18 protein-coding genes and 1 pseudogene are annotated in these 22,550 nt (G+C 57.2%); 9 read left to right on the top strand and 10 right to left on the bottom strand.

What is annotated here, in order from left to right; translation table 11 throughout:
- Positions 1–195 precede the first annotated feature (195 nt).
- The 4 genes from BXP70_RS16475 (at position 196) to mutM (ending at position 10,032) form a co-directional block, all read left to right on the top strand.
- On the top strand, positions 196–3,918 hold the full coding sequence (locus BXP70_RS16475; protein WP_086595199.1) for a PKD domain-containing protein: 3,723 nt from the start codon (positions 196–198) through the stop codon (positions 3,916–3,918).
- Between the two features lie 215 nt (positions 3,919–4,133).
- Positions 4,134–7,862, top strand: a complete 3,729-nt coding sequence (locus tag BXP70_RS16470) for a PKD domain-containing protein (protein ID WP_086595198.1) — start codon at positions 4,134–4,136, stop codon at positions 7,860–7,862.
- Positions 7,863–7,978: 116 nt separating this feature from the next.
- On the top strand, positions 7,979–8,872 hold the full coding sequence (locus BXP70_RS16465; protein WP_086595197.1) for a PhzF family phenazine biosynthesis protein: 894 nt from the start codon (positions 7,979–7,981) through the stop codon (positions 8,870–8,872).
- Between the two features lie 326 nt (positions 8,873–9,198).
- The gene (mutM, locus tag BXP70_RS16460; RefSeq protein ID WP_086595265.1) at positions 9,199–10,032 is read left to right on the top strand and encodes a DNA-formamidopyrimidine glycosylase; all 834 of its coding nucleotides are present in this window, start codon (positions 9,199–9,201) and stop codon (positions 10,030–10,032) included.
- Between the two features lie 41 nt (positions 10,033–10,073).
- Here mutM and BXP70_RS16455 read toward each other — a convergent pair whose 3' ends face one another.
- From BXP70_RS16455 to BXP70_RS16415, 8 genes and pseudogenes are all read right to left on the bottom strand, one after another.
- On the bottom strand, positions 10,074–10,340 hold the full coding sequence (locus BXP70_RS16455) for a hypothetical protein (protein WP_086595196.1): 267 nt from the start codon (positions 10,338–10,340) through the stop codon (positions 10,074–10,076).
- 17 nt (positions 10,341–10,357) lie between these two features.
- Positions 10,358–10,636 (bottom strand): hypothetical protein, encoded by a 279-nt coding sequence (locus BXP70_RS16450; protein ID WP_086595195.1) that lies wholly within the window; start codon positions 10,634–10,636, stop codon positions 10,358–10,360.
- A complete protein-coding gene (locus BXP70_RS16445; RefSeq protein WP_086595194.1) occupies positions 10,633–12,033 on the bottom strand; it encodes a radical SAM protein in 1,401 nt (466 codons plus the stop codon). Before BXP70_RS16445 ends, BXP70_RS16450 begins: the two co-directional genes overlap by 4 nt.
- A gap of 24 nt (positions 12,034–12,057) precedes the next feature.
- Complete coding sequence (locus tag BXP70_RS16440) at positions 12,058–12,573, bottom strand: hypothetical protein (RefSeq protein WP_143436538.1); 516 nt, start codon at positions 12,571–12,573, stop codon at positions 12,058–12,060.
- A gap of 106 nt (positions 12,574–12,679) precedes the next feature.
- Positions 12,680–13,432 (bottom strand): prolipoprotein diacylglyceryl transferase, encoded by a 753-nt coding sequence (locus tag BXP70_RS16435; RefSeq protein WP_086595264.1) that lies wholly within the window; start codon positions 13,430–13,432, stop codon positions 12,680–12,682.
- A gap of 91 nt (positions 13,433–13,523) precedes the next feature.
- Positions 13,524–13,931, bottom strand: a complete 408-nt coding sequence (locus BXP70_RS16430; RefSeq protein WP_143436537.1) for a DUF6770 family protein — start codon at positions 13,929–13,931, stop codon at positions 13,524–13,526.
- Positions 13,870–14,448, bottom strand: a pseudogene (locus BXP70_RS30945) (DUF6770 family protein). The gene BXP70_RS16430 and the pseudogene BXP70_RS30945 overlap by 62 nt, the downstream one beginning before the upstream one ends.
- A gap of 206 nt (positions 14,449–14,654) precedes the next feature.
- Positions 14,655–15,689 (bottom strand): SDR family NAD(P)-dependent oxidoreductase, encoded by a 1,035-nt coding sequence (locus BXP70_RS16415; RefSeq protein ID WP_086595263.1) that lies wholly within the window; start codon positions 15,687–15,689, stop codon positions 14,655–14,657.
- A 174-nt stretch (positions 15,690–15,863) separates the two neighbouring features.
- Here BXP70_RS16415 and BXP70_RS16410 point away from each other — a divergent pair, with 174 nt between their 5' ends.
- Positions 15,864–16,358: a hypothetical protein gene (locus BXP70_RS16410; protein ID WP_143436536.1), complete on the top strand. Its 495-nt coding sequence runs from the start codon at positions 15,864–15,866 to the stop codon at positions 16,356–16,358.
- A gap of 82 nt (positions 16,359–16,440) precedes the next feature.
- Here BXP70_RS16410 and porV read toward each other — a convergent pair whose 3' ends face one another.
- On the bottom strand, positions 16,441–17,586 hold the full coding sequence (gene porV / locus BXP70_RS16405) for a type IX secretion system outer membrane channel protein PorV (protein WP_086595188.1): 1,146 nt from the start codon (positions 17,584–17,586) through the stop codon (positions 16,441–16,443).
- Positions 17,587–17,838: 252 nt separating this feature from the next.
- Between porV and BXP70_RS16400 the strand changes: the two genes are divergently transcribed.
- The gene (locus tag BXP70_RS16400) at positions 17,839–18,252 is read left to right on the top strand and encodes a hypothetical protein (protein ID WP_143436535.1); all 414 of its coding nucleotides are present in this window, start codon (positions 17,839–17,841) and stop codon (positions 18,250–18,252) included.
- A gap of 278 nt (positions 18,253–18,530) precedes the next feature.
- Here the strand turns inward: BXP70_RS16400 and BXP70_RS16395 are convergent, their stop codons facing one another.
- The gene (locus BXP70_RS16395; protein ID WP_143436534.1) at positions 18,531–19,511 is read right to left on the bottom strand and encodes a hypothetical protein; all 981 of its coding nucleotides are present in this window, start codon (positions 19,509–19,511) and stop codon (positions 18,531–18,533) included.
- Positions 19,512–20,031: 520 nt separating this feature from the next.
- Between BXP70_RS16395 and BXP70_RS16385 the strand changes: the two genes are divergently transcribed.
- From BXP70_RS16385 to BXP70_RS16375, 3 genes are all read left to right on the top strand, one after another.
- On the top strand, positions 20,032–20,601 hold the full coding sequence (locus BXP70_RS16385) for a Crp/Fnr family transcriptional regulator (protein WP_086595184.1): 570 nt from the start codon (positions 20,032–20,034) through the stop codon (positions 20,599–20,601).
- A gap of 76 nt (positions 20,602–20,677) precedes the next feature.
- A complete protein-coding gene (locus tag BXP70_RS16380; protein ID WP_086595183.1) occupies positions 20,678–21,415 on the top strand; it encodes an SDR family NAD(P)-dependent oxidoreductase in 738 nt (245 codons plus the stop codon).
- A gap of 43 nt (positions 21,416–21,458) precedes the next feature.
- A complete protein-coding gene (locus BXP70_RS16375; RefSeq protein ID WP_086595182.1) occupies positions 21,459–22,400 on the top strand; it encodes a quinone oxidoreductase family protein in 942 nt (313 codons plus the stop codon).
- The last annotated feature ends 150 nt before the right edge of the window (positions 22,401–22,550 follow it).

Below are 22,550 nucleotides of genomic sequence, written 5' to 3'. Positions count from 1 at the left end.
CAGAAAAAGCCGGTTCCCTTAGCGGGGAGCCGGCTTTTTTGCGTTTGCTACGCCCGCCATACTGAGGCCTCCGAACCTAAACAATGGCAACCCAAAATCTTATTATCGATCTTATTTTTAATTGTCTTTTAATAAGGTACTTTACCTGCGATTACCAACCATACCTTCTACCCTATCGCTCACAACCTCTACCCTATGAGAAAACTTGCTACAGCGTTCATGTTAACGCTGTTCTCTGCCCCGCTTCTTGCCCAAACCGGAGGCGCGGCCAAAGGAGATAATCCTTTGCTACAACGCAGCAAGGTGACGGCAGCAGCGCCGGACCTCATCTTAAAACGCCCAGATCCTAACTCACGCATCAGCGGCTCTCTGCAGCAACTGTATGCCCAATGGCAGAACGCAGGCGCCTCGCGCGGGGCAGCTACCTCGATGCAGACTGCTTTTTCGCAGTTGAATATCGATGATGAGGCGCAATCGGTGATGGTACGCATCACAGCGCAAGATGTCGCGGCACTTCGTCCGCTGCTAGCGGCCCGCGGTTTCAAAGTAATTTCTGATCAAAGCAAGCTGCATTTCATTGAAGGCCTGCTGCCTTTAAGCCAGCTTGCTCCTGGCAAAGCAGGCGTTAGTGCCCTAGCTAGTAATGGTCTGTTGGGGATTAAGTCGGTGAGCCGCCCCATGAACTATGTCGGCCGCATCCAGAACCAAGCGGATTACATCCTAGAGTCTAACCGCGTGCGCGCCGCATTACCGACGGGCTACAGTGGCACGGGGCAGCGCATCGGGGTGATGAGCGACTCGTACAACGCGCTAGGTGGCGCGCCTGCTGGCGTAGCCTCCGGCGACTTGCCCGCCAACGTACAAGTGTTACAAGACTATGCTGCCGGCTCTGATGAAGGCCGGGCTATGCTGGAGCTGGTGCACGACGTGGCACCCGGCGCAGGCCTAGCTTTCAGTAGTGTTTTCGTTAGCGAAGCCGACTTTGCCCAGCAGATCCGCAACCTAGCGAACCCGAGCATTGGTAACTGTAAGGTGCTGGTCGACGACATTTTCTACTTCGAGGAACCCATGTTCCAGGATGGTGTCATTGCCCAGGCTATTGAGGAAGTAACGGCACAAGGCGCTGTGTATTTTTCCTCAGCTGGTAACAATGCTGACTATGCGGCGGAATACACCTCACCGGTTTTCACCGCAGGTACCAACACCACCGCTTACCTGAACTTCAATCCCACGGGGGTTGCCGACACACGGCAGCGTTTCTCTATTCCGAGCGGCGCTAGAATGCCGCTGGTTTTGCAGTGGAGCGACCCGTTTTATACAACCAACGGGGTCAAGACGGACCTCGACATGTTTCTGTTGAATGCGGCTGGTGACACGGTAGCCCGCAGCACTGATGCAAACATCACCAACCAGACGCCTTCTGAGCTTATTGTTTATACGAACTCGACTACTAGTACGGCCTTTGATCTGGTCATTCGGCGCCGCGCCGGCACGGCTGATCCAGCCCGTATTAAGTACGTTGTGTTAAACAATGGTGGCTCTGCCGCGCCCGCCGAATACTGGACGCGCGCTGGAGCAATTGTAGGGCACACAGCCGCCTTAAGCGCTGGCTCGACGGCCGCAACCTCTTCTGGTAACCGTCGCACGCCCGAGCCTTTTACTTCTAAAGGTTCACCGACTTTCCTGTTTGCTCCTAATGGCACGCCACTCCCTACTCCGGTAACGCGTCCGAAGCCTGACCTTGCCGCTACGGATGGCAGCAGCAACACCTTCTTCGGCTCGCTCACTCCCGACCCGAAAGATGGTTACTTGTTCTTCGGTACTTCGGCCGCAGCGCCCAACGCAGCGGCTGTAGCGGCGTTGTTGCGCCAAGCCAGACCTAGCCTCACGCCAGCACAAGTAATTGCGCAGCTCAAAGCCACGGCCCTAGACATTAACACCCCTGGCTTCGATGATCTGACCGGCGCTGGTTTGATCAACGCCTACCGCGCCATCTTCGGCAACCCCACCGTGGCCGCCACGCCCCTGCTGGAAGCTTTCGACAACACCGGCCTGGCGCAGTACTGGGAACTCACCGATCGGGTGGCAGCCCGCACGCTGGTGCGCTCCGACTTCAACCCGTCTTCAGCACCTGGCCAGCTTGTGCTCGACAACGTCTTCCCGTACTATGGCACCCTCAACGGAATTGCCACTGGTACTGGCACGAACGAAGCCACGCTGCACCTGAACCTAGCTACGGCTCCAGCTGGTGGCTTTGTGCTGACCTTCCGCCAGAAGAAGTTCGCTGGTGAGACCGATGAGCAGATGCCGGCCACCTTCACCGGCACCAGCGCCACCGACGGGGTAGCCATCAGCGTGGACGGCACTAACTGGTACCGCCTAGTCGACCTGACCGGTACAGCCGCTACCACCACGTACCAGACCGTGACGGTAAACCTGACCCAAGCTGCGCAAGCGGCTGGCCTGACGCTCGCGGCTGACACGCGCATCCGCTTCCAGCGCTATGGCCGTGGTCAAGTTGACTCGTACGCCTCTACTCGCCTCGGCGGGCGGGCTTTCGACGATATTCTGGTGAGTGGCCCAACAGCCACAGCTGCTCCTGTGCCGTTGTTTACTGCCTCGGTTACAACTACTGAGGTTTGCCCCGGCACGACGGTACAGTTCCAGAATACGTCTCTGTTCGACGCTACTAGCTTCCTGTGGACATTCCCAGGCGGTACGCCTTCTAGCAGCACCCTACCGAACCCGACGGTGACGTACCCAACTGCTGGTTCGTATGCCGTGACGCTGCGAGCAACCAATGCCAACGGCACGGCTACGCGCACGGTACAAGGCGTGGTCAACATCTCAGCGGCACGACCAGTTGCGGATTTCACGTTCCGCCAGACGCCGATCTGCCCGGGTGGCTCCATCAAGTTCACCAGCGCGCCTACCACGTGTACCCAGACGTATTTGTGGAGCTTCCCTGGTGGCACCCCCTCTAGCAGCACGGTGCCCAACCCCACGGTGACGTTCGCCGCCGCGGGTACCTACACGGTGTCGCTCACGACTACCAACGCTAACGGCTCTACCACCAAAACGGGTACAGTGCGCGTGCAAGCTCCCGCGCCGGTGCCATTTGCGGAGACCTTCTCCTCCGGCATACCTAGCTCCTGGACGGTGCTTAACCCCGACAATGGCTTGACGTGGTCTTCCGCTACCAACGTGGTTCGCAAAGACGGCACCCGTGGTGGCGCCGTGTTCATGCCTTTCTACGATTATGCTACCACTGGCCGCAAAGACTCGCTGCAAACGCCTGTGCTGAACCTCAGCACGCAGGCCCGCGCTGGTTTGCACTTCGACATTGCCTACGCTCCTGTCGACAACACGTACAACGACTCGCTGTCGGTGGATGTGTACGCGGCCTGCACGACCACGCGTCTGGGTCGGGTGTATCTCAAGTCGGTGCGTACGGGCCTAGCTACCACAGCTGCCCAAACGACTAAGTTTGTGCCTAGCGCTGCTAGCCAGTGGCGCCAGGAAAATGCCGACTTGTCGCCTTACGCAAACCAGCCCATTTACTTGCGCTTTGTTTCCTACAATCAGTATGGCAACGATTTGTACCTGAGCAATGTGCGCGTCGACAATATCGTGTTGGCAACGGGCAAGGCAGTAGCCGAGTCTTCGGCCCTGCAAGTGTACCCGAACCCCGTACGCGGCGGCGCCCAGTTGACGTTGCAGCTTCCCGCCATCAAGGGTGCTGCTAGCGTGCAGCTAGTAGATGGCCTAGGTCGTCGCACCTGGCAAACGCAGGTGGAGCTGAACAGCACCACCACGACTACTTACACGCTCAGCAGCGCGCAATCAGCGGGCGTGTACATGCTGCTGTGCCGCACCGCCGACGGCAAACTCTTCTCGCGCCGCGTGGTGGTAGAATAGTTTGTATTGCTGCCTTATCAGTCAAGTAGAGGGCTGCCCAGTTGGGCAGCCCTCTTTTTTTGCCGGGCCAAAATCATCTATAAAAACGAGGTGTTAATCGGTAACTAATACGGTGTGGAAGAGTAAACTCAGAGAATATGATTTTACTAGCTTAATTGTCCTTTTCATAGCGTACTTTCCAGCTGCTAATCCTTTTTTACTTATCATCTTTCGATATGCAGAAACTTGCTACGGCATTGCTTCTGACGCTGCTTTCTCAGCCGATATTCGCCCAGTCAGATCCTGCTGCGAAAGGAGCTTTTCCTATCCGACATCAGGCACGGCAGGTGGCCGCCACATCGCCCACGGTCAAATCACAGCTCGATCCTAACTCGCGCATAGGCGGCAACTTACAGCAGCTTTACCAGGAGTGGGAAGGCACAGGAGCTGCCCGCGGCGGCGCGGCCGTACGGTTGCAGAGCACTTTCCCAGACCTGCTGGTTAACCCCGAAAAGCAGACTGTGCTGGTACGCATTACGGCAAAGGATGTAGCCGCGCTTCAGCCCCTGCTCGTAGCTCGTGGCTTCGCGGTAACGTCGGACCAAAGCAAGTTGCACTTTATAGAAGGGCTGCTGCCGCTTCGTCAGCTTGCGCCGGGCACGGCAGGCATCAGCAGCCTCGCCGCGCAAGGGCTACTTGGAGTGCGCCCCGTGGCCCGGCCGCAGAACCACGCGGGCAAGGTGCAGAATCAGGCAGATTATGTTTTGGAAGCTAGCCGAGTGCGCAACGCCTCCCCTACTGGCTACGATGGCACGGGCACGCGCATCGGCGTGATGAGCGACTCCTATAACTCCCTAGGCACGGCACCCGCTGGGGTGGCTTCCGGCGACTTGCCTGCCAACGTGCAGGTGCTGCAAGACGTTGCCGACGGTACCGACGAAGGGCGAGCCATGCTGGAACTGGTGCACGATATTGCGCCCGGCGCAGGCCTAGCTTTCAGCAGTGTATACCAAGGCGAAGCCGACTTTGCCACTCAGATTCGCCGGCTGGCCGACCCTAGCTTGGGCAACTGCAAGATCTTGGTCGATGATGTGAGTTACTTCGAGGAACCCATGTTCCAGGACGGCGTGATTGCCCAAGCCGTGGAAGAAGTGACGGCCCAACGTGGTGTGGTCTATTTCTCCTCGGCTGGCAACACCGGTAGCAACTCCTCCGAATACATAACGCCAGGCTTTGTGGCGGCTACAGCAACGAGCACCGGCGTATTAAATTTCAATCCTAGCGGCGCGGTCGATACGCTGCAGCGCTTCACCATTCCGCGCGGCCAGACCTTTACGATGGCTTTGCAATGGAGTGACCCGTTTTACACAACCAATGGCGTTAAGACAGACCTCGACATCTACTTAAAGCGTGAGGATGGTACCATCGTAGCCAGCAGCGTTGATAATAACCTAGGTATACAGACGCCTTCCGAATTAATCTCCTACACAAATTCCAGCACAGGCACCGTCTTCGACCTTGTTATTCGGCGGCGCGGCAACACGGCAGACCCGGCCCGCCTGAAGTACATCAGCTTCAATGACCAAATCGCGACGGAATACTGGACGAGCAGCGGCACCATTGTGGGGCATACGGCCGCCGCAAGTGCCGCGTCGGTAGCAGCGACGCCGTCGTATAGCCGCCTTACACCGGAAACATACACTTCGAAAGGCTCGCCCATCATCCTCTTCGACGCACTCGGAAACGCCATTACGCCCACCACGCGCCCGAAGCCTGATTTCAGCGCTGTCGATGGTGTAAGCACTTCTTTCTTCGGCTCGCTGACGCCAGATCCCAAGGATGGCTCCCTGTTCTTTGGCACCTCGGCTGCGGCGCCCAATGCGGCCGCCGTGGCGGCGCTGCTCCGGCAGGCCAAACCTAGCCTCACCCCGGCCCAGGTTATCGCGCAGCTCAAAGCCACGGCCCAGGACGTCAACACCCCCGGCTTCGATGAGCTCACCGGCGCGGGCCTGATCAACGCCTACCGCGCCATCTTCGGCAACCCCACCGTGGCCGCCACGCCCCTGCTGGAAGCTTTCGACAACACTGGCCTGGCGCAGTACTGGGAACTCACCGATCGGGTGGCAGCCCGCACGCTGGTGCGCTCGGACTTTAATCCGGCCTCGGCCCCCGGTCAGCTCGTGCTCGACAACGTGTTCCCCTACTATGGCACCCTCAACGGACTGGCCACCGGCACCGGCACCAACGAGGCCACGCTGCACCTGAACCTAGCTGCGGCTCCAGCTGGTGGCTTTGTGCTGACCTTCCGCCAGAAGAAGTTCGCTGGTGAGACCGATGAGCAGATGCCGGCCACCTTCACCGGCACCAGCGCCACCGACGGGGTAGCCATCAGCGTGGACGGTACCAACTGGTACCGCCTGGTGGATTTGACCGGCACGGCCGCCACTACCACCTACCAGACCGTGACGGTGAACCTGAGCCAAGCCGCGCAAGCGGCCGGGCTGACGCTCGCGGCCGACACGCGCATCCGCTTCCAGCGCTACGGCCGCGGCCAAGTGGACTCGTACGCCTCCACCCGCCTCGGCGGGCGGGCCTTCGACGACATTCTGGTGAGTGGGCCCACGGCCACGGCTGCACCCGTGCCCTTGTTTTCTAGCTCGGTGACAGCTGATCCAATTTGCCCCGGCACGGCAGTGCAGTTTCAGGATGCCTCCCTGTACGGCGCCACCAGCTACTTATGGACCTTCCCTGGCGGCACGCCTGCCAGCAGCACCGGATCGAACCCGCTCGTTACGTATGCTACTGCCGGCAGCTACGCCGTGACGCTGCAAGTGACCAATACCAACGGCACGGCTACGCGCACCGTTTCGGGGCTGATTAATGTGTCAGCGGCTCCTCCAATAGCTAGCTTCTCCGTCCGCCAAACGCCGATCTGCCCTGGCGGTTCGCTTACCTTCACCAATACCTCGACGCAGTGTCCGGTGAGCTATCAGTGGAGCTTCCCCGGCGGCACGCCCGCTAACAGCACGTCCCTCAGTCCCACCGTGACGTACGCCACTGCGGGTACGTACTCGGCCACGCTCACCACCACGAACACCAACGGCTCTACCAGCAAAACCTTTACCGTTCGGGTGCAAACGCCCACGGGACTACCTTACGTCGAGAACTTTGCCTCGGGTTTACCTAGCTCCTGGACGGTGCTCAACCCAGATAATACGTACACGTGGGGCGCAAACGCAAGCGTCGTGCGCAAAGACGGTACGACCGGCCCGGCTGCATTTATGCCCTTCTTCGACTACTCAGTGACGGGACAGAAAGATTCTCTGCAAACCCCCATCCTGGACTTGCGCAACCAAGGCCAGGCCATCTTGCATTTTGACGTAGCCTACGCGCCTATCAGCAGCAATTTCAACGATTCGCTGGCCGTGGATGTGTACGCAGCCTGCACCACCACCCGCCTAGGTCGGGTGTACATCAAGTCGCAGCAAACGGGCCTCGGGACCACGGCAGCGCGTCCTACTTCTACTGCCGCCTTTGTGCCTACCGCTGCCGATCAGTGGCGGCAAGAGGACGTTAGTTTGTCGGCCTACGCCAACCAGCAAATCTACCTGCGGTTTGTTGCCTACAATCGATTTGGCAATGACCTGTACCTAAGCAACGTACGCATAGACAACACAGTGCTAGCTACTACCCAAGCCGTGGCTGAGTCGCCGGCCCTGCAAGTGTACCCAAACCCCGTGCAAAGCGGCGCTACGCTCACGCTGCAACTGCCGCCCGTGAAAGGCCCCGCCACCGTGCAGTTGGTGGATGCCGTCGGCCGCACGTGCTGGCAGGCGCAAGTAGCACTCACCAGCGCTGCGGCCACTACCTACTCACTACCTAGTGTCCGCCCGGCGGGTATTTATGTGGTATTATGTCGCACCGCCGACGGCCAGCTATTCTCCCGCCGCGTTGTTGTACAATAAGCAGTAGCTTACCTTTTAAAAAGCCGGTTTCTCCACCAGTGAGGCCGGCTTTTTGTTGATAGATGCTGCTTACTTTCGCGCTCCGTTTAGTCCACCTAGCTTCCCCCGGCACCCCAATGCCTTACCCTTTTCTCCTCGTCGACGCCTTCACCGAAACAGCCCTCGGCGGCAACCCGTGCGCCGTGGTTCTCGACGCCGACGATCTTACCCCCGAGATGATGCAGCGCATCGCCCGCGAATTCAACCAGTCCGAAACGGCGTTTGTCCGGCGCTCTACGGTAGCAGAATTTGGCGTGCGCTATTTCACGCCGGCTGAGGAGATTCCGCTAGCGGGCCATCCGACTATTGCCACCGTAGCCGCGCTGGTACATACCGGCCGCTTGCCCCTCACGGGTGCTCGCACCATGCTGCAGCTAGAGTTGCTGGAAGGCCCCATCCGGGTGGAGGTACGGGCCGCCACGGCCGAGCAGCCCCTACAAATCCGGATGACCCAACGCCGCCCGGTGTTCGGGGCGGTCCACGACCCGGCGGTGGTTCTTCCCCTGTTTGGCCTTTCACCCGACGACTTGCTGCCCGGTGCAGCGATTCAGACGGTGAGCACGGGCACCCCGCAGCTTATGATCTTGCTGCGCGACCACGACACATTGCGCCGCGCCCACGTCGCCGATGCGGCGGGCCTAGGTCGCTACCGGGCTAGCAGTGATTTTTTCAGTCCTCACCTATTTTGCTTGGGTGGCGCCACTCCTGCGGGCCAAACCTTTGCCCGTCACTTCGGCACGCCACCAGATATTGCCGAAGACCCCGTAACGGGTTCCGCTACTGGTGGCATGGCGGCCTACCTCTGGCACTATGGTTATCTCGAGCATTCGCAATTTATTGCCGAGCAAGGCCACTGGATGGGTCGTCCTGGCGCAGTACAAGTCATTATTGCCGGGCTGCGGGATAATATTGGCGCGGTGCAAATCGGAGGCCCAGCCGTAGTCGTCGCTGAAGGCACCTTGAAGTTGTAGCGCGGAGCTAAGGCTTTGTGCCTCGTTGAACGACACTCGGCCCGCTACCTAGATAGCGGGCCGAGTGTCGTTCAACGAGGCAGTAGAAAAGCTAGGTGCCCGATGATTGTTATCTCCGGTCGTTCTTCCCACTCATTCTATGATACGGATCGGATACCTAGGGCCAGGGCCAAGCCGGGCGCGTTATGCAATGGAAACCGCAGGCGTAAGCTAGGCCGGGGCGCTCAGGTTTGTTTAACAGCTGAGCTAGCTAGGCAACTTCGGGCGCCGGAATGCTGTTATCAGGAACCGCTGCTTTTGTCAGCCTCATCCCTAGCCTCTACCCCTTGCCCGAACTACCTGAAGTTGAAACTTATCGCCGCTTCCTCGATGAGCTGGTATTGCATCAACCCATCACGGCCGTAGAGGTGCGCGACGCCCACGTGTTGGCGGTGGAGGAAGAAGTGCTCCGCCAGCGCCTAGTAGGCCAGCACGTTACGGCCACTCGCCGTCTTGGTAAAAACTGCTTTTTAGAGCTTTCTGACGGCACCGCTCTCGCGCTGCACTTCGGCATGACTGGCGACGTGGGTGCTTACCGCGACGACCACGACGCCCCGCGCTTCACCCGCGTGGCCTTGCACCTCGCCGACGGCCTGCGCATCGCCTTCATCGACCCGCGCAAGTTTGGGCGCATCCGGCTGGCGGAGAGCGTGGAGCACTACCAAAAAGCCAAAAAGCTAGGTCCCGATGCACTCGACGTCACGACGGCTCACTTGCAGAAGGTTCTTGGCGCTAAGAAGCAGCTCATTAAGCCCTTGCTGCTTGACCAAGGCATCACCGCCGGCCTCGGCAACTGGATTGTGGACGAGGTGCTGTTTCAGGCCAAGCTTCACCCCGAGCGTCGTGCCAACACACTGACCAACCAGGAGTTTGAAGACCTACGCGGGGCTATTCAGTTGGTACTTACCACCGCCATCCGGCACGAGGCTACCTACCGGCACTTTCCCGCCTCTTTCCTCATCCACGCCCGCGAGTGGGACACCTCTGCCACGCCTGGCACCGACCAACACAAGTACTGCCCCCGCCACCCTAAAGTCGAGATTGAGAAAAAGTATGTGGGTGGCCGCGCGACGTATTTCTGCCCGGTTTGCCAGCCCGCCCCAGCGGAAGAAGCTAGCTAGGTTTAGCTAGTGTCGTTCAATTACTTGAACGACACTAGCTCCTAATTCACAAAGAACATAGCCGAGCACGCGCCAAAGCCAATCAGCATAACCAAGAGCGCGCTCAGTAAATAAGGTCCAGAGTTTTGCCCGCGGTACTTATAGCCAAGCGCTAAGTTTACAAGCACTTGCAGTAAGTAACAGAGTACGAATACAATGACCGTCGTACCACCCGTGGCACGAACCAAGGAGCCTGCCAGCACTGCCCCGACGAGCAGGCCGAGCAAGTTATTACGCAGGATGTGATTTGAGGGCGTTGGTTCAGGCATAGCAAAACCTAGGTTAATTAACGCACATCCAAGTGAAAATGAGTACCACAATCACTAAAGCCAACGAGAAAAACTAACAGCATCGATAGGAAAAACGCAAGGCCTGTTTCTCCCTTTCCACTTAGCAAAGCGATTATAAACAACAGAAAATCGATGAATGCTAAGAAGAACAAGGCGCCGTAAATCCCTGAATCAGGTGCTACTACTGTGCGACCTAGGTGCAGCACCAACACCAGCCCTATGTTGGCCAACAGCACACGGCCAAAGTAACTTTTCGGTTTTACGGGCTCCGTCATAGTACCGAGATATCACGCAGTTCCTGCAACCTAGCTACTTTCTCCGCATCCCGATAGAAGATGTTCATCGTCTCGAACGGAATGATCTTCAAATCCTTGCTCACAATGTGCACGCAGGACTTCTTGACGGCGCGCACGTCGAAGTTCCAGGCATCCATGAACTGCAGGATGATCACGCGGAACAAGTTTTCGTAGCGCAAGTTAGGCGCTTGCACCATCGGCAGGCAACAGAGCAGTTGGTTTAGCTCGGGCGTGACAGTATCCACGGTATTGGCCGTGCTAAACAGGCGCAGCAAGTGGTTGCGCAGGCGCGGATCGTGCTCATACACAATGGTGTTGCCGGAGTTTTGCAGCAGCTCGGCGGGCTGAATGTAGCGCGTGAGCGGGAACACCTCCCCGCCTAGCTTCAGGGCGTAGCCCATCACCAGCGCGTCGGGGTTGCAGGGCACGGGCAGCAAGTCGGCGGCGGTGAAGAGCGGGCTTTGTCGCAGAATTTCCTGGCGCACTTCGGTGAGCGAAAACCGGTCGGTTTCGGGGTTGAAATGGTCGAGGCGGCCGGCGGCTTGCGTGGGCTGAAACGTGACGCCGCGCACGCACCGTTGCTTCAGGGCAAAGTCGATGATTTCGCCGATTTCATCGTGGTTGAGCCCCTTTTGTAAGGTCACCACGAGCGTGGTACTCAAGTTGTATTTATTCAGGTGCTCTAGGGCTTGCAGACGTACGTCGCGCAGGTCGCGGCCGCGCATGGTTTCGAGCACTTCCTTGCGGAACGAGTCGAACTGCAAGTACACCTCAAAGGCCGGCACGTAGGTGGCTAGCCTCGCCACGAAAGCTTCGTCTTTGGCTAGGCGCACGCCGTTGGTGTTCACCATCAGGTGCTTGATGGGCTTGCGCTTGCACATATCCAGGATTTCCCAGAACTGCGGATGCAGCGTGGGCTCGCCACCCGAAATCTGCACCACGTCGGGCTCACCTTCGTTGGCTACCAGCACGTCCACCATGGCTTCCACTTCTTCCAGCGTCCGATGACGCCCGTGCGTGGGGCTGCTTTCGGCGTAGCAAGTGGGGCAGGTCAGGTTGCAGCGGTCGGTTATCTCAATAACAGTAAGGCAACTGTGCTGCTCGTGGTCGGTACAGAGGCCGCAGTCGTAGGGGCAGCCGTAGTGCGTGGCGGTGTTGAAGCGACGCGGCGTTTCGCTGGGCTTCACGTAGTTGCGGATGCTCTTGTAGTACTCCACGTCGGTGGCAATGAGCACCTTTTGCCGCCCGTGCGTGAGGCAGCGCTTGAGCATGTACACGCCGCCGTCTTCAAAAACAATCTTGGCTTCCACGCGCCGCAAGCAATGCGGGCACAGGCTCAGGGTAAAGTCGTAGTAGGTATAAGGGCGTTCGGGCATAATATTAATGTATGGTTTTCAAAACTAACTTCTATGATTTATTGCTTTTATTACTGATTTCTGTGGTATATGCATTAATAAGTTAGTTTTAGGATCTACATAAAACTCTATAAATTGCAGACGATGCCACTTATCTGCAATATCTTTTGACTCAAATAATCCGTTTGTCCAAATAAATTTTTGACTTTTCTTATTCCATAATCCTTCGCTGGTTATTTCAACATCATTGGCTACAAACCAAAAAATCATCTCTTTATAATCAAGCAATTTTATTGGAATGCGATTGATAATTTCCGAGTATACATCATTCCAGTCTTTTCCAATTCGGCCACGCAAGAAACGCACAAGGATTCCGTAATTAATTTTACCGTTGTAAAATTTATAAGACGATTTGATACTTTCGATTATAGGCAGTGCGTCAATATCAGTATTTTTCCATTTATATCTTTCATCTGCATATCGTTCATTAACCACATACCTATGCTCGCTACCAGATGTTTTCATTCTACTCATCAGCCAACGTTTAAAATGCTTTTTCACGTTATTGAATAATTTAAAATTGAACAAATTTTTCCTGTTACTTTAAAGATTATGATCAAATAGATTAGTAACGAAATGTCATTAGACAGAAAAACAATCAGATACTTCACCTCCTGCTTGCCTGTCTCTCCCGCCCAAACAACCACGCATAATACCCCAGCCCCGCCACGCAGGCCCATTGAATAGGCGTGAGACCTAGCCCCGGCAGCGGCGGTGTGGGCTTGATAAACTCCACCAACAGGCGAAACAGCAAGTAGGAAGCCAGGAATAGCCGAAACCGCCAGCCATCAGGCAGCAGCCGACGGCGTTCTAGCAACCACAACCCTAGGCCGAACGCAAGCAGAAATAAGATTTCGTAGAGATTCGTCGGGTGGCGGCGTGTTCCATCGCCGAAGTCGATGCCCCAGGGCAGCGTAGTGGCGGTGCCGTAGGTGCCATCTTCGAGGCCACTAAGGAAGCAGCCCACGCGACCTAGCCCCATGCCGAGCAGCAGCGGGTACACCATCAGGTCGCCGGAAGACGCGGTGACGCCAAGGTATTTCTTCGTCAGCTCCACTCCTATCAGGCCGCCCAGCAAGCCGCCCACAATAGTTTTGTTGGTGAGATAATAAATAAATCCGCCGGGCGGGTGCAGCAGCAAATCAGGGTGTTCGAGTAGACCTAGCACCCGTGAGCCAAACAGTGCACCGGTCGCCGCGCCCACAAATATCCAGAGCCGATGTTCGGTACTGATGCGGTCTTGGGCGGGGTTGCGTAGGCGGTTATAGAGGCGGTAGCCGAGCGAGTACGCCAGCACTTCGCAGAGCAAATGCACCGGCAACACCAGCGGCCCGAGCGCCAGCTGAACAGGGAACGTCACGAGGCGATGGTTGGTAGAAGCTTGATGGCTCAAGGTAAGCCACCAACAAAAAAGCCCGGCTATCAACCGGGCTTTTTGTGAGCAACTAGTATCAAATATTAAGCTTGACCAGTTTCATTCCAAGCTGATTTTTCTTCTTATAGTAATCGGCAATCATCACGTAGCCAGGCTTGGCCGGATATAAGTACGAGTAATTGGCTGCGCTCGTCAGGTCAATTTTGTCTACTGCGTACTTGCCGTTGTCACCAAAAGCAATGTTGCCAATGATGCGCTTCGTGCCTTCGCCTTTCTCTTTATCAAAGTTGATGTACACCACATTAAACTGAGTATTCGTATCGTTGCGCTGCATGAACTGGTAGTCGAAGCCACCCTGCGACTTAATGACGTGGCCGAGGATGCCAGCACTCATCAGGTCCGTACCAGCAGGCAACGTGGCATTAGAGGGGTCTTTCTGGTAAAACTTCACGCCCGAGAGCTTTGCTTGGGGGGTCAAGTTCAAAGACCAGCAGATTACCAATTTTACCCTTCGACACACTAGGGCCTCTACCACCCTCTAGGGCAGATAACGCTATACCCATACCATCGGCGACGATCTTGTACTGCTCGGCTACAATGTAGCGCTTACCATCGGCACCCTTCGCGATAGAGTGTGTGTAGTTCACAAAGTTGTCTTCTAAGCTAGCCTTTGCTTCGGCGGGCATGAGCGACATAACTTCCTTCTGCCATCCGTAATTTTTGGCACTTATGACCTTTCCTGCCTCGGAAAACCGCTTGATATAGAATCCCTAGCTTTTGTTTACAAAAGGCTTATCATCAGGCTTGTAATACTCTCCAACTGCAATGAACTCACGCTTATCGGGGTCAAAAGTAAAGGAGCTTAATGACAGATGCTCTGTCTTGCTGGTTTCCACGGGCAAGTCCATTATTTTTTTGCCCGTTGCAGCAGCAATGGCTACCATGGAGGAAGTGACCTGCTTCGACATCATTCCATCCCGGCGCACCATCATGCCTAGAATGTACTTGTCATATGCTGGAAACTTAAGTTTTTCGAACTAATTCGATGTTTAACTGGATGCTATGTGTGTTTTATTTTATCTAATTAGGCAGCCTACAACTAATAATATATTCAACCTAGCAAACACGTCAACATCTCAAATGTAAAGACCCTCCTACCGAGCTGAGGAAGCCTGGCAAGAGGGTCTTTACATTTATTTGCAGCAGCTTAGCGGTTGCTACTCAGCTCGTTGTTCTGCTTTTCGGCTTTGCGCGTGAGCGTAGTAAGCCACGATTGTGTCAGTGGAGTCTCGCTTTCGTAGCCGTGGCGGCGTTCGTTGCCTCGTTCGCTAGGGCCAGGAAGGCTGCGATTTACCCAACCTAGGATGTCGGTGGCGGCGCCGGGCATGAGGCCGTGGAAGGCAGCGAGCACCTTGGCCGGCACGCTCAGGATGATTTCACCGTCGCCTCGGCGGCAGGCGTTCCAGATCTGACGAGCGGCGGTTTCGGCGCTGAGCGTCCAGAACGGCATAGAGTCGGCGATGGTAAACCAGCTATACTCCTTCTTGTGCTGGCCTTTCACAATGGCGTGGCGGGCGCTACCCGTGCGCAGCAAGCCAGGACATACCGTGGTGACCATGATGCCATGCTGCGACAGCTCGGCGCGGAAGCCCTCCGACAAACCGACCAGCGCAAACTTGCTAGCGCTGTACGGAGCTAGGTGCGGAATAGCTACTTTGCCACCCAGGGAGGCAATGTTCACGATGCGCCCTTCTCCGCGCCGACGCATAGCGGGTAGCACGGCCTGCATAGCGTGCAGCGGCGCCCAGAAGTGGGTGTCCATTGAATCTTGGTAATCGCGCAGCTCGGTGTTGTCGAGGGGGCCAGCGGTGATGATACCCGCGTTGTTGACCAGCACATCAATAGGACCTAGCTGCTGCTGAACTTCCTCCACGAGCGTGCGTACGGCGTCGGCATCAGTGAGGTCGCGGGGCAAGGCAATGACTTGGGCGCCGTCGGCGGCTAGCTCCTGGCGGGCGCGCTCTAGCTCCTCCGCGTCGCGGGCGCAGATAGCTACTTTCGCACCCTCAGCTACGGCTTGGCGGGCCAGCACCAGACCTAGCCCGCGCGACCCGCCGGTAATAAGAACTACGCGCCCCTCTAAGTCGTAGGCACCACGGCGATTGCGCCATACGGTGGCAGCTGCAAAAACGGCCGCTGCCGCCGCGGCCACGAGCCAGTTGTTTTGATTTTCTCGCTTCATACCAACTTGTAAGGAAACGGAGGCGGAAAGGTTGCGCTTGCGTTCGATCAGATTTTGGCGCAACGGTACATGAAAGTGGTATTGGGGAACGTTAGCGACGAAATGCTGTTTCTTTTGGCGGCAAATTGCCCAATTTTTGCGCTGACTTTCCCGTTTCTCGCTTCTTCCCACATCATGAAGATCTCTTTGTTTGCCTTGCTGCTCGTGCTGACTACTGCCACCGCTAGCCAGGCTCAAACCACCGTTAAGACCAAAGTAAAGCCCGCCGCTGGCCCTTCCGATAAAACAAAAGTCACCTTGCCTGCTGCTAATGCTGCATCAGCGCCCAGTTCGGCGCGCGTGGAAGAAAGAGCCAACGCCCTCACCGAAAACATGCGCCAAGGACTTGCCCTCACGCCCCAGCAGGTGGAGAAGGTACGGCAGATCAACCTGACCAGCGTGCGCAACATGGAAACGGCCAGCAACCGCTACAAAGCCGATTTACCGGGTCTAAACCGCATGGCGCAGGATATTGGCGCCTCGCGCGTAGCCGCGCTCAAGGATGTACTCACGCCCGACCAATTTAACCGCTACCAGCAAAAGCGTGAGCAGAAGATGGGCGTACCTAGCACACGTGGGGCCCAAGGCAACTCGGCCCCAGGCTTGCCCGCCGGCCGGGGCGAGGAGTAAACAGCTGCTAACAACACCTGGCTACAAGCCGTGTGCTCTAGGTCAAGAGACGCCGCACGAGCTGTAGCCAGGTGCTTCTCAGCTAGCTACTTTGCTTAAGGCTGGGCGTTTGTTTGCCGAAGGTAACGTGCAGCGACAGCCGCAGCGTTTGGGCCAACGGATTCTGGCGTGTGTTCGGTACAAGGTAAGCCCCATCCAACCCTAGTGCGCGGTAGTGTGCACCCACCCCGACGCTTGCGTATTGCAAATCACCCTTTTTCGGGCTTTCGTAATAGTAGCCTGCCCGCACAAAGACGGTGTTGTTGTAGGCGTACTCCAAGCCGGTGGAGAGCATAATCTCTCGCACTTCCTCCCGAAAACCGCCTGGCGCATCGCTAAAGGTACTTATTAACGTCTTGAATACCTTCTGCTGCGCTAGGTTTTGGTTGCGCGCTATTACGGCTGGGCTGTTGGCTGGCAACCCGTTGACATAATATGGCGTGGGCACGAGCAGTTTGTGGACGTCCGCGGCAAACGTAAGCGTGCTGCGCGAGCCAAGTGCACGGGTCAGGGCCCCACCTACTTTCAAGGTCGTAGGCAAAAAGTCCTTCTGACTTGGGTTGGTGTACGTCATCTTATCACCAACATTGGTCAAGGCGGCTCCCAAGCCTAACGCGTAGTGGTTGATACCGAGGTGCAGGTCTTTGGTGTAGTATAGCCCTAGATCCATGGCGGCTGCCTGACTCGGCGCATTCATGTTGCTCAAGTTAACTTGAATGTAACGCACGGTTGTCCCTACTCCCAGATACTCATTAAGTCGGTAACCGTAGGAAGCACTAATGGCATACTCACTGTTGATGGCGCCATTCCAACCACCTAGCTTCGTATCGAAGTACTCCACGGAGGCCCCCACGACCGACCGTTGGCTCAGGCGGCCATATCCGGCTGCGGAAGCTAGCCCCCGAGAGCTAGTAGTGGTGCGCAACCTAGGCAGGTAAGACGCAGAAACACCAAAGGCGGCCGGGATAAAGCTTAGTCTTCCGGCATTGTAATACGCGGCATTGGCGTCGGGGGTAAGTGCGACCCCGGCTTGCCCGAGCGCAGCTGAACGAGCATCGGGGCTAAGCCGAAGAAACGGTACGGCCGTGATAATTGTGTTGGGGAGTTGCTGGGCCGCGGCCACCGTAGCGGCGCCTGCTAAACCAACCGTCAGGGGCGCAAGGCGCCAGAATAGTTGTGGTAATACCATAAGGATATAAGTAAGATGGCACCATGATCGTACTATAAGGTGTGTATCCGCATGCTGCGGCTAGTATAGTTATAGCTTAGGTAGCGGGGCAGGCACTAGCTAGGCCTTCTGCGCCGCTTTTCTATCTAACTGATTCGCAGTAACAAATAGTATAAGTGCACTGCACAGAAATAGCAGTACGTCGTGACCATGCAACCATTTGCCCGCTTGCTAGCCTCTTCCTGCTGCACTCATCGCCGCTACTATTCTGCCATGAATACGACCTTACGTACTGCTTGCTTACTCAGTGGCCTAGCTATCAGTGGTTGCCAATCGAAGGAAGCGTCTCCAAAACCAACCAGCTTGATTGGGTACTGGTCATTGACCAAACTCGAATGCTACTGCCCGGCCAACACGCCTACGCCCAACGAAGCCATTGCCTTCGACGCCACGGGCAAGGTAACTATGTACAAGGATGGCCAAGTCCAGGAAACTGGCACGTACGAGCTAGCGCAGGGCTCAACCTCTTGCGCAGCCGACACCACTCTGATCAATTTCACGTGGCCTAGCTATGCTCCTACGGCCAGCTACTCCCTTCGCGATGGGGTGCTAATAATTGACCAAGGTCTGTGCCTAGATGCGCCGCGCAAAACCTATAAGTCGGCGGCAGCTCCCAAAAAAGAGTAGGCTCGGGTTTCGCTAGTACAAATAGGCAGGCCTCAAGAGTAGCTTACCACTGCCTCACTGGACGAAGAGAGCCGTTTCTCGGCTGGTTTATTCACGGCCCGTACCGTTTTACTTAACTGCTTCTTAGTTAAACGAAGGTACGTTTACCAGGCAACCTAAAGGGTCCCTTCCAAGGCCCTACACGATAGCCAACAAGGTCCCATGCGCCTTTAACGGATCCGCTGCGGGCTGTTTTGCCCCATCCGCACCCGAAAGGAAAGGCCTGTGGGCAGGCGCATTCAGGAGTAAAAGCGCTTCATCTGGCGCATACGGCGTTTCACCAGGGCCGACTTCATGGGCTCATACCCGAACACTTCCTGGCCATTTCGGCGGATCACGAGGCGAAAGGGTTGCCGCAGTTTCTGGGTGAAGTGGTACACGGTCACGTACTCCGCTAGGTCTTCCGTCCAGCCGGTGCTGCCGTACAGAGAGACAAACGGGGTTTGCTGCAGCAGCGCATACAGCGGCGCCGCTTGGGCCATAGGCAGCGGCGGACCGCCGCGGAAGCGGATGTGCTCTAGCAACGCGTGCCGAAACCTAGGTGCGGGCTGGGTGCGGTCTTGCCAAATGCCAGCGGTAAAAGGCTTGGCCGCGGCGCTGTCAAGGCGTTGGCCGGCGGCAGAATAGGCTGGCGTGAGGTGCAGCGCGGCATCTACAACGTGCGTCGCCTCGTGCAGTAGCACGTAGTCGAGGGCGGAGCGCACTCCTGCCTCAATAGCCACCTGCCAAGCCGAATCGGTGGCCGCAAAACACGTCCGCTCCTTTTCAGTTAGCCATTCGGTGGCGGTTTGCGGCAGAATAGCAGCCCGGATGGTGATGTCGAAGAGCGGGTACGGGGCGGGCACAGTGGAGGTCAGGGCCGTGTTCGGCATATGGTCCAGAAAGCTCAGGCTGCGCAAATGCGTCGTGAGTACCGGCCGGTGCAGCGAAGGCAAGGCTGCCAGCGCGTTGGCAACCAAGCGGCGTTCGGCCGCCGTGAGTTCGTGCGGCTGGGGCGTCATGCCGGCCTCGCGGAATTTCTGCAATACCTCATCTGAGGTACGTCCGATCCGCTCCGTCAGAGGCAAAGTCAATTCCGCGCCTGGCCTAGGGGACGCCTCCTGGGAACCGAGCTTAGATGCCTCGGGCCGTTGGGCCGCGCACTCGCGGCTAGCGCAGAAAAACCCGGCAAGAAAGAGAGCAGCCCAGATAAGCCGGGGCAGAGGCGAGCGAGGAAACATAGCAAACAAGAAAGAGAAACATAAAAGCACGTCGGCCGACGCCGTATCAAGCCGGTTAGCCTAACAGCTGACCTAGCACCAGACACCACGAGCTTGCCAGTCGACGGACGGTTCTCGGTGGTTTCGTCGGCCGGGTAAGCCATTACGAACGTCAGCGGACGCGCGGGGAGTGGCGAACCTCGCCTCCGTAGATCAGCTGCACCCGCCGCGGGTAAGCCACCCCGTCAAACGATTGGGATGGTGCCGCCGTCGATAACGGATTCGGTGTCCGTAAGGTAGGCAGCCCGGTCGGAAACCAGCAAGGCAACGAGTTCGGCTACTTCAGTTGGCTGGGGTCCTTGACCGCCGCTGTCCGAATAAACCCTCAGGACACGGTCAGCACCCGCACGCCCTGTAGCGAAACTTCCTGGGCGTGAGCTTGGACAAAAGGTTGGTTTAAATGCCGTGTTTCGGAACGACTGAAGTCCGCTTTTTGCCAAATGGCAAGTACGGCCTCCCGCCGCTCGTGTAACTTGCCCCCATGGATGAACTCTTTACCTACCTCTTGCAATTTGGGTCGCTTAACCAGCAGCAACTGGACTTGATTGCTAGCAAAACCACGACCTTGCTCCTACCCAAGGACGCGTATTTCCTGGAAGCCGGACACGTAGCCCGGCACGTCGGATTTCTGTTGGAAGGGGTAATGCGCATTTGCTATTACAACAACAAGGGCGACGAAATTACCCGCAACTTTGTCGACGAGCAGCACCTCGTGGCCGATTTGCGCGGGCTGGAATACAGCTTGCCCTCCCCGGAGTACGTACAGGCCGTGACCGATTGTCGGCTGCTCCTATTTTCCAAGCGCGACTGGGATGACTTGGCCCATACCATTGTGGGGTGGAGCGAGATGGTGCACAAGATGACAGCCAAGCACCTGCGGGAGAAGTTGGCACGCATCAGCCCGATGGTGGCCCAAGATGCCACGACTCGCTACCAGGAGTTTATCGAAAACTACCCGCGCATGGCCAACCGCATTCCGCTGTCCTACCTAGCCTCGTTTTTGGGCATCACGCAGTCGTCATTAAGCCGGATACGAAAAAACATCCGCTGACGCGCTTTTTGCCAAATGGCAAATGACGGCCGTTTTGGGTAGCGGACCTTTGTGAGGTAAACAAACCGCCTCACTCATGAAAACCGTCTTGATCACCGGTGCCAACAAAGGCATCGGCCTTGAAACCGCCCGCCAACTCGCCCAACAGGGCTACCACGTGTACCTAGGTAGCCGCGACCTCGTCAAGGGCCAGCAGGCGGCCCAGCAACTCCACGCCGAAGGCCTAGCCGAGGTGGAAGCCATCCAACTGGACGTTACCAGTGCCGACTCGGTGCAAGCCGCGCGCGCCGAAATAGGCCGCCAGACCAAGGCGCTTGATGCCCTCGTCAACAACGCCGCCATTACCGGTGGCATGCCCCAAGCGGCCCTCGGGGCTAGGGTCGATGTATTCCAGCAAGTATTTGCTACCAACGTGCTGGGGGTGGTGCAAGTCACACAGGCTTTTATCGACCTGCTCCAGCGTGCACCCCAGCCCCGCATCGTCAACGTGGGCTCCAGCGGCTCGTCCTTGACCTTGCAGAGCGACCCGACCTGGAAATACTATCACCATAAGGCAGCAGTTTATCCGGCCTCCAAAGCGGCGCTGCACATGTACACCATCACGCTAGCCTATGAGCTGCGCGATACCCCCTTTAAGGTGAACGTAGTAGATCCCGGCTTTACGGCTACTGACCTTAATAACCACCGCGGCACCGGCACCGTGGGGCAGGCTGGGACGCGGATAGCGAAATACGTGCTGATAGGCGCAGACGGTCCTACGGGCAAATTCATTAGTGAAGAACATACCCCTGTGACGGGCGAAATTCCGTGGTAACCGCTGCTACATCCCTAACCGAATTACCTAATTCCGTATCCTAATGCAAGTAGTACAATTCTCTGAATATGGCGAGGCCGAGGTGTTGCAGCTGGTCGACTTGCCCATACCCCAACCCGAGGCGGGCCAGGTCCTGCTGAAAGTAGCCGCCGCCGGCGTCAACTACGCGGACATCTGGCAGCGCAAGGGCAGCACGCCCCTACCGTTGCCTTATGTACCGGGCTACGAGGTAGCAGGCACCGTTGCAGCGCTAGGCAACGGCGTGACGACAGTGCAGGTGGGCCAGCGGGTGATGGCCATGCTGCCAAGCGGCGGCTATGCTGCGTATGTGGTGGTTCCGGCCGCGCAGGTAATGCCCTTGCCGGCGGAGCTAGGTGACGCTGAGGCCACGGCCCTGCTGGCTCAGGGCCCGACGGCGGTCGGCCTGCTCAACACGGGCACCTATGCGTCGGTGCTGGTGCTAGCGGCGGCTGGGGGCGTGGGCTCCTTGCTGGTACAGGTGGCCAAAAACCGAGGGTTACAGGTACTCGCTGGCGTAGGCAGCGACGCGAAAAAAGCGGCTGCCCACGCTAGCGGGGCCGATCTGGTCGTAAACTACGCCGAGGCCGACTGGGTACAGCAGGTCCGTGCGGCCACGGCGGGGCAGGGCGTGGCGGCCGTCTTTGATGCCGTGGGCGGCCACGTAGGCGCGCAGGCCCTGCAAGCACTTGGTGCCGGGGGCACCAGTGTCGTGTATGGCGCGGCCAGCGGCGAACCGACTCAGCTGGATGCCCAGCAGCTGATCGGGCAACGACAGGTGGTGCGAGGCTACACAGTGTTTGCCGAGTTAGCCCGATTTGGAGAATATACCCAGGAGCTGCTGGGCTACTTTCGGGCCAGCAAGTTGCATTTGCCCGTCCAGACCTACCCAATTACGGCAGTTCAAACCGCGCAACGCGACCTAGAATCACGCCGGACGCAGGGGAAAGTAGTGCTGCTCTTTTGAGGGCCTTCAGCACGGAAGCACCAGCAGTTGACTACAAAAAGAGATTGGCATTACGACTGGAATCTATCTCACAATCAGAAAGCCCAAAGAATGGCGCTCATAGCCCTGAAAGGCTAGTTGGCAATGCTCTTAGTCAACTCTCATTTTACT

Source organism: Hymenobacter crusticola, from assembly GCF_002154225.1.
Classification (GTDB): domain Bacteria; phylum Bacteroidota; class Bacteroidia; order Cytophagales; family Hymenobacteraceae; genus Hymenobacter; species Hymenobacter crusticola.
The sequence above is the reverse complement of the archived record's forward strand: the minus strand, read 5'-3'. Positions and strand labels throughout refer to the sequence as shown.

Bases quoted from the DNA above. Each gene is read 5' to 3' on its own strand.
- BXP70_RS16475 (WP_086595199.1), top strand. From the start codon at position 196: ATGAGAAAACTTGCTACAGCGTTCATGTTAACGCTGTTCTCTGCCCCG.
- BXP70_RS16470 (WP_086595198.1), top strand. From the start codon at position 4,134: ATGCAGAAACTTGCTACGGCATTGCTTCTGACGCTGCTTTCTCAGCCG.
- BXP70_RS16465 (WP_086595197.1), top strand. From the start codon at position 7,979: ATGCCTTACCCTTTTCTCCTCGTCGACGCCTTCACCGAAACAGCCCTC.
- BXP70_RS16455 (WP_086595196.1), bottom strand. From the start codon at position 10,340: ATGCCTGAACCAACGCCCTCAAATCACATCCTGCGTAATAACTTGCTC.
- BXP70_RS16450 (WP_086595195.1), bottom strand. From the start codon at position 10,636: ATGACGGAGCCCGTAAAACCGAAAAGTTACTTTGGCCGTGTGCTGTTG.
- BXP70_RS16445 (WP_086595194.1), bottom strand. From the start codon at position 12,033: ATGCCCGAACGCCCTTATACCTACTACGACTTTACCCTGAGCCTGTGC.
- BXP70_RS16415 (WP_086595263.1), bottom strand. From the start codon at position 15,689: ATGAAGCGAGAAAATCAAAACAACTGGCTCGTGGCCGCGGCGGCAGCG.
- BXP70_RS16410 (WP_143436536.1), top strand. From the start codon at position 15,864: ATGAAGATCTCTTTGTTTGCCTTGCTGCTCGTGCTGACTACTGCCACC.
- porV (WP_086595188.1), bottom strand. From the start codon at position 17,586: ATGGTATTACCACAACTATTCTGGCGCCTTGCGCCCCTGACGGTTGGT.
- BXP70_RS16400 (WP_143436535.1), top strand. From the start codon at position 17,839: ATGAATACGACCTTACGTACTGCTTGCTTACTCAGTGGCCTAGCTATC.
- BXP70_RS16395 (WP_143436534.1), bottom strand. From the start codon at position 19,511: ATGTTTCCTCGCTCGCCTCTGCCCCGGCTTATCTGGGCTGCTCTCTTT.
- BXP70_RS16385 (WP_086595184.1), top strand. From the start codon at position 20,032: ATGGATGAACTCTTTACCTACCTCTTGCAATTTGGGTCGCTTAACCAG.
- BXP70_RS16380 (WP_086595183.1), top strand. From the start codon at position 20,678: ATGAAAACCGTCTTGATCACCGGTGCCAACAAAGGCATCGGCCTTGAA.
- BXP70_RS16375 (WP_086595182.1), top strand. From the start codon at position 21,459: ATGCAAGTAGTACAATTCTCTGAATATGGCGAGGCCGAGGTGTTGCAG.